General features: G+C 52.9%; 5 protein-coding genes and 3 pseudogenes. 2 read left to right on the top strand and 6 right to left on the bottom strand.

What is annotated here, in order from left to right; all coding sequences use genetic code 11:
- Positions 1 to 369: 369 nt before the first annotated feature.
- From GPM19_RS15300 to GPM19_RS15095, 5 genes and pseudogenes are all read right to left on the bottom strand, one after another.
- Positions 370 to 828 (bottom strand): general glycosylation pathway protein, encoded by a 459-nt coding sequence (locus tag GPM19_RS15300; RefSeq protein WP_227842490.1) that lies wholly within the window; start codon positions 826 to 828, stop codon positions 370 to 372.
- Between the two features lie 686 nt (positions 829 to 1,514).
- Complete coding sequence (locus tag GPM19_RS15110) at positions 1,515 to 1,934, bottom strand: phasin family protein (protein ID WP_160417210.1); 420 nt, start codon at positions 1,932 to 1,934, stop codon at positions 1,515 to 1,517.
- Between the two features lie 200 nt (positions 1,935 to 2,134).
- Positions 2,135 to 2,374: a hypothetical protein gene (locus GPM19_RS15105; RefSeq protein WP_160419843.1), complete on the bottom strand. Its 240-nt coding sequence runs from the start codon at positions 2,372 to 2,374 to the stop codon at positions 2,135 to 2,137.
- 376 nt (positions 2,375 to 2,750) lie between these two features.
- Entirely contained in the window at positions 2,751 to 3,308 is a 558-nt protein-coding gene (locus tag GPM19_RS15100) for a ferritin-like domain-containing protein (protein WP_160419842.1), read from the bottom strand.
- A 94-nt stretch (positions 3,309 to 3,402) separates the two neighbouring features.
- Positions 3,403 to 4,059: pseudogene (locus GPM19_RS15095) on the bottom strand (toxic anion resistance protein); the annotation flags it as partial.
- A gap of 129 nt (positions 4,060 to 4,188) precedes the next feature.
- On the opposite strand from GPM19_RS15095, the pseudogene GPM19_RS15485 reads away from it, so the two are divergent.
- A pseudogene (locus GPM19_RS15485) lies at positions 4,189 to 4,394 on the top strand (carboxylate--amine ligase); the annotation flags it as partial.
- 74 nt (positions 4,395 to 4,468) lie between these two features.
- A pseudogene (locus GPM19_RS15720) lies at positions 4,469 to 4,888 on the top strand (DUF488 domain-containing protein).
- Positions 4,889 to 4,946: 58 nt separating this feature from the next.
- Here the strand turns inward: GPM19_RS15720 and GPM19_RS15085 are convergent.
- Positions 4,947 to 5,294: a 2-hydroxyacyl-CoA dehydratase gene (locus GPM19_RS15085; protein ID WP_160419841.1), complete on the bottom strand. Its 348-nt coding sequence runs from the start codon at positions 5,292 to 5,294 to the stop codon at positions 4,947 to 4,949.
- Positions 5,295 to 5,420 lie beyond the last annotated feature (126 nt).

Below are 5,420 nucleotides of genomic sequence, written 5' to 3'. Positions count from 1 at the left end.
TTTCTGATTCATGACACACCTCTATTGGCAGGAGATTTTACCTGCGCCTGTGTGTCCGGGAAACTATAGCCACTTCACTGTATCTAAGTGATTATATGACGCGACAACATAGAGCCACGGCACTTTTTTCGAGAAGCGCCATGGCTCCATCTGAGTTATTTTTATTTGCTTTCGGCCATGAGCGGAATTTCAGCGAGAGCTTATGTAACGCCACAGGTAAATTGCGCATGGAGCAACGCGGAATACGTCAACTTGATCCAATTGTTAGCTGTCATCTATTTGTTCTTGGTCTCCATGCGTGTGCTATCACCAATAAATCATGCTACGGCAATATTCGAGCAGAAACCGTGATAACGTTTTGTATAGTGGCTATGTGACTTCATCACGAGTCAACTTTTGATATACACCAAGACCGACTACCAACAAAATAGCTGCAATTAACAAGAAAGTGGGGTAGATCAACGTAGTAATGTCTTTTGACCCGGCGTCAAAAATGAACACTAGGGATTCCAGGCTTATAGCAATGGCAATTATGACGAGAAACTTTAATAAAGCCTCCCTCTGTTTTTCAGGCGACTTCGTAGCACTGCTGCTGAAAACTTCTTCTTCCAACAAGAATTTGGACACATCGAAAACAGCCATTCCAATCACGATCAAGCCAATGGCATTAAGAAGGGCTGCAATAAGCAAGGTCTTTTCGTGTAACGAGAGCCATATATCCCATAAGGCAACGCCCATCATTGTGAGACTTATAATCCCCAAGCTCAAGCTGATGAGCCCATAAACAGCACGCCCTATCCAATCAGAAATATTTTTCGCCTTATTCATCTTTGCTCCGATCCGCCAATTGATTTGCTGGCATATATTACTGCTAACAGGCATTAGACAGCACGCCCTGATATTGGATGAGCACGCTCGCGCGTTCAACAATGTTAAGCCGCACGCCGCCTCCTACCTAAATCTACTGAAAAACCATAATACTAAGTATAATTCGGCAATATAACACCAATTATAGTGCATGCGGCATAACACGGACCGAGATGCTCGATGCCTTTGTCGAGATGGCCGCTTTGGGTCGTTTAGCTACATATGCCATTAAAACTAAATGCAAAGAAAACAATTGGCATTGCTTAAAAGCCCACGTCCTGCGTCAGAGGCTTGCTTGCAACGCTTATAACGACAGTAGCGGACTCGAAGGCTTCTGTCATTCCTACATAAGCAAATACGCGATTGTAGTGAGCTGGTAGCAGATTCAGGTGGCAGAAAAAGCCACAGACTGCGATGTCCCAAAAGGGAGATTCGTCCAAAGGCATCCTGTGCGTTTCAACAGAAGCCAATGCAAAAGTGTGGGTTAAAAACATACAGAATCGGGTAAGGGCCGGGGTCACCCCCAGGAACAGCGCCAGTCAAGGCGCTGCGCGCCATGCCTGGCGCACCCATAAAAGGGCCGCCGATCGGTGATCGGCGGCCCTTGATATTACCCTTTCAGTGCGCCGGCATGGCCAGCGCCTGAATCAGGCAGACTTGGCAGTCTTGGCGGTGGTATTGATAGTGTCAGCCGCCTGCTTGACGTTGCTCTCAGCAGCCTTTTGGGTCTGCTTGACGTTCTCTTCGGTCAGCTTCTGGCTATCCTTGACGAAGTCCTGCTGCAGGGCCACGACCTTCTCGGCATCGCCCTTCAGGCGCTCGGTCAGGTCCTTGGCGACTTGCTGCTGGCCTTCCATGTACTCGCGGAGGCCTTCGGCATCCTTGACGTTCATGAGGTTGCGCAGCTGCGCCAGGCTAGTCTCGGAATAAGCCTTGACAGCGTCCTGCTGGGCGTTGACCAGCTTCTCGGTGTAGTTCACGGAAAGCTCGGCGTAGGCGCGAGCCGGACCGGAGAACATGGATTCGAATTGATTGGTGATCTGCTTGGTGTCAAATGCGTTGGTCATGATGAGAACCTCCGGGTTCTGAATGCGATGGAACGGGAGATTCCCGCTCTGTTGCAGTGCACAATAACAGGGATTTTTGTGCAGCGCAACATTTCAAGCGGATGAGGCATGGCGACAGTCACTGGCGATGCCACCGAAGCATCCGAAACGGCCTGATGGTTGACTGAGGTGGATAATCAAGAAGAACAAACAGAAAGGAATCAGGCTGCTTCTTCCAGCAGTCCCGTAGCAAAGTCCATTTCATAGGTAAGTTTTTTGAGCAGCTGACGCCGTCGGTCGTCGGTTATATGCCGGACGTTATCGTAGTTCAATTCAATATCTTTGAGCGTGGCATGAATATGCGAAAGCACCAGGCCGGCCCTTTCCTTCAACGTGGTATCCGAAGGAAAGTACCAGGAAGACCCATCAGCGAGGTCAATGCGAACGGATTGGTCAATCATGAACGTTCTCTAGAGTTGGGAGAAAATAGCTGAGAGGAGCTAGAAATAAAAATTGCCCTGCGGGCAGGCTAGAAAACAGGGCAATGGAAACAGGTATGGGGCAAGGCCTCCTGGCCATATCGAGCGTATCCTTGCTCGTCACCCCATGTCGCCAAGGTAACTTCCCTAATCTAGGAGTGAATTGATCTAAGTTAAGTTAGCAGTGCTCAAAAATTCAAAGTCTTTCTGAAATGACTCAGATCAAGAAAAGCCTCGCCTCACCTGCCTGGAATTCAAGATTCGCGCCTGTCGTGAATTTTTAAAGGCTGTTTCCGATTTTCTGCTTGTACTCAGGGCTGGACATAGCGTCAATCTCCTGTCGAATACAGTGCAGCGGTCAGGCGTTGTTGCGTTGCAGGGCGTCGAGCCCCTCGAGCAGGCCTTGCATGTCGTCGGCGTGTTCTTCCTCTTGGGCGAGGATATCCTCGATGATGCGCCGTGTGGTTGGGTCCTGGTCGCCGAGATAGGCGGCAATTTCACGATAGCTGTCGATGGCGATGCGTTCGGCGATCAGGTCTTCCTTGATCATGTCCCGCAGGTTCTCGCCGGGCACGTATTCTGCATGTGCCCTCGACACCAGGCCTTCCGGCGAGAAATCAGGCTCACCGCCCAACTGGACGATGCGCTCGGCCGCCCAGTCGGCGTGTTGTTGTTCCTGTCTGGCATGCTCCTGGAACTCATCTGCCGCCACCTTGGCGCTGAGGCCGGTCGCCATGTACTGGTGACGCTTGTAACGCAGCGTGCAGACGATCTCGGTGGCCAGTACTTCGTTGAGCAACCGGATCACCGTCTCGCGATCGGCGTTGTATCCGGCAGTGACAGCACCGTCTTCGATATGCTGGCGGGCACGGTCGCGAATCGTCTTGATGTCGGTAAGAAAGGGCTGGCTGGTCATGGCGGGGTCTCCTCGGGTCGGCCATGTCATGGGGTTCTTCCCAAGCGTAGAACATCCCTGCCGCCGACGCGAAACTGCGCTCAGACCGCGCGAGTCACGGCGCAGGCTTATCGAAGCGGCCATTCCGCGGTTGTGCCTCGTTAAACTCTCGGAGACGCTCGATGGACGCATTGCCCTGCTGCGACAGGGTCGCCAGGCGGTCGATCTGCTCATCCATCCGGGGCAGGGCCTCCTGACGATAGGTCGAGAGATCATCGATTGCGCCCATCACCTCGCCGGAGGCCTCCTCGAGCACCTGCATGTCGAGCATCGCGCCGGAGGCCCGCTTCTGGATGTCCACGCCTTGCTGGCGCAGAGCCTTGGCAGTCCCGCCGATCATCTGCGACGTGGTGGAGTTGAGGGCTTCGATGCGATCCAGCACCAGGCGCTGGTTGGCCATGGCCACAGTGACCGCCACGGTGAGGGCCGAGACGGTGACGTTGATGGCCCTGTCCATGCCGCGCATCAATTCCCGGTTGTTGCGGATGATGATTTCCAGCGCCAGCACGCCCTGCTGGCTCACCGCCAGTTGCGGCTGGAGGTCGACGATGCGCTGACGCAGGGGAAAGAGCAGTTCTTCCTCGAGGAAGCGACGCCGCGGATCATCGGCATCACGAGCGGCGATAGCATCCTGCAGGCGGCTGTCGATGCCGGGAATGGTCGCCAGCACTCGGTCCAGGGCGCTCGGTGCCAGGCGATGGCGAGCGGGATCCGTCAGCCCCTAGTGCTGGCTTACTCAAACGCCTCTGAACAAGAATAACGCTGACTGCAGCTCAGTTCACCTGGTGCGCTCCAATGTCGGCGCAATCAGTCTGGGTTAACCAGCAGAGGAGAACATCGAATGTCGATAACATCAGAAAAGCAATTACCCGAAGCGGTAGCAGCCTGGCGTGATCCGGAAATGGACTTGGTTAAAGGAACCGAGACCCCAAGGATCCAAACAAGGGCTATATCGCCCTGCTTGGCTGGAGCGTCAATGCGATCAAGGCTGCGCAAAAGTTTGATCGTCGCTATGTCGTTGTTGCTCCCGATTGGGCTGCGGATTTCAGACTGGGGAAACTGTGCTCAACATTATTTGAATTCAGGAACATAAAGACTAAAGGAGTCCATAAATATGTTCTATGAAAATTAAGCTTAAGCGCGTGTATGCGCCAGTGGAAGCGCATGATGGCGCTCGTGTGCTGGTTGAGCGGCTATGGCCACGGGGTACAACACGCGATGCGCTGGCATTGACGGAATGGTGCCCAGGCGCAGCGCCTTCTTCCAGTCTGCGTCGCCGATACCATCGTCAGCAAATTAGCGAGGCATCCTTTCATGCTTGTTATCGCATTGAACTGTGTGAACGCCCTGACACATTGTGGCCGTTAATGAGATAAACCCGCGAGGGAGAGCTTACGCTTCTTACTGCGAGTCGTAACATCGACCACTCGCACCTTCCGGTACTACGAAAAATGCTGCTGACAGCCTTGGCGGAAGAGGATGCGGCTGACCGTGAACCGTCTTCCCCACCATGCTGGGCTCATGAGTTTCATAAACCGTAAAATGTGGGTACCCAAATAAAGGGAGTATTCTAAGTGCTACTGATTGTGCGCCCTGTGGTTAATAGATTTCCAAGCGGGCAATGTCGCGAGACTGCAGTTTGGCTTCGGTCTCCTGGTTTTGCGCTAATCTTTCGAACAGCGCCGACTCTTCCGGAATCGCCGCCAGTTCGGCACGCAAGCGATACATATCGATCAGTGTTTGGTGTGCTGTCAGCACGTTAGTATGTATATCCTGTACATTGGTGCAGCCAAGACATTCTGGAATGCGTGCCAAGGCGCCAGGATGATTGAACTCCTGGCTATCGGTTAGCCAAGTCTTCAGCAAGTTCGGTTCGGCATCTTCGATATAACTTGCCATCGACCGACTCATGCGTGCCTCTCGATCAGCCAGGAACGTTAATGTCATTCTCATTCGTTCATCCATCTGACTGTCAGCAAGTTTCTTGTACTGCTCTGCTAAGTGCCTGGCCTAAAGTTTTCGAGTAATATCCATGTCAGGATTTTTGACACGGACGGAACCATGAAAAAACGC

The organism is Vreelandella zhuhanensis, assembly GCF_009793355.1.
GTDB lineage: Bacteria > Pseudomonadota > Gammaproteobacteria > Pseudomonadales > Halomonadaceae > Vreelandella > Vreelandella zhuhanensis.
This window is presented reverse-complemented; position numbering and strand designations above follow the sequence as displayed.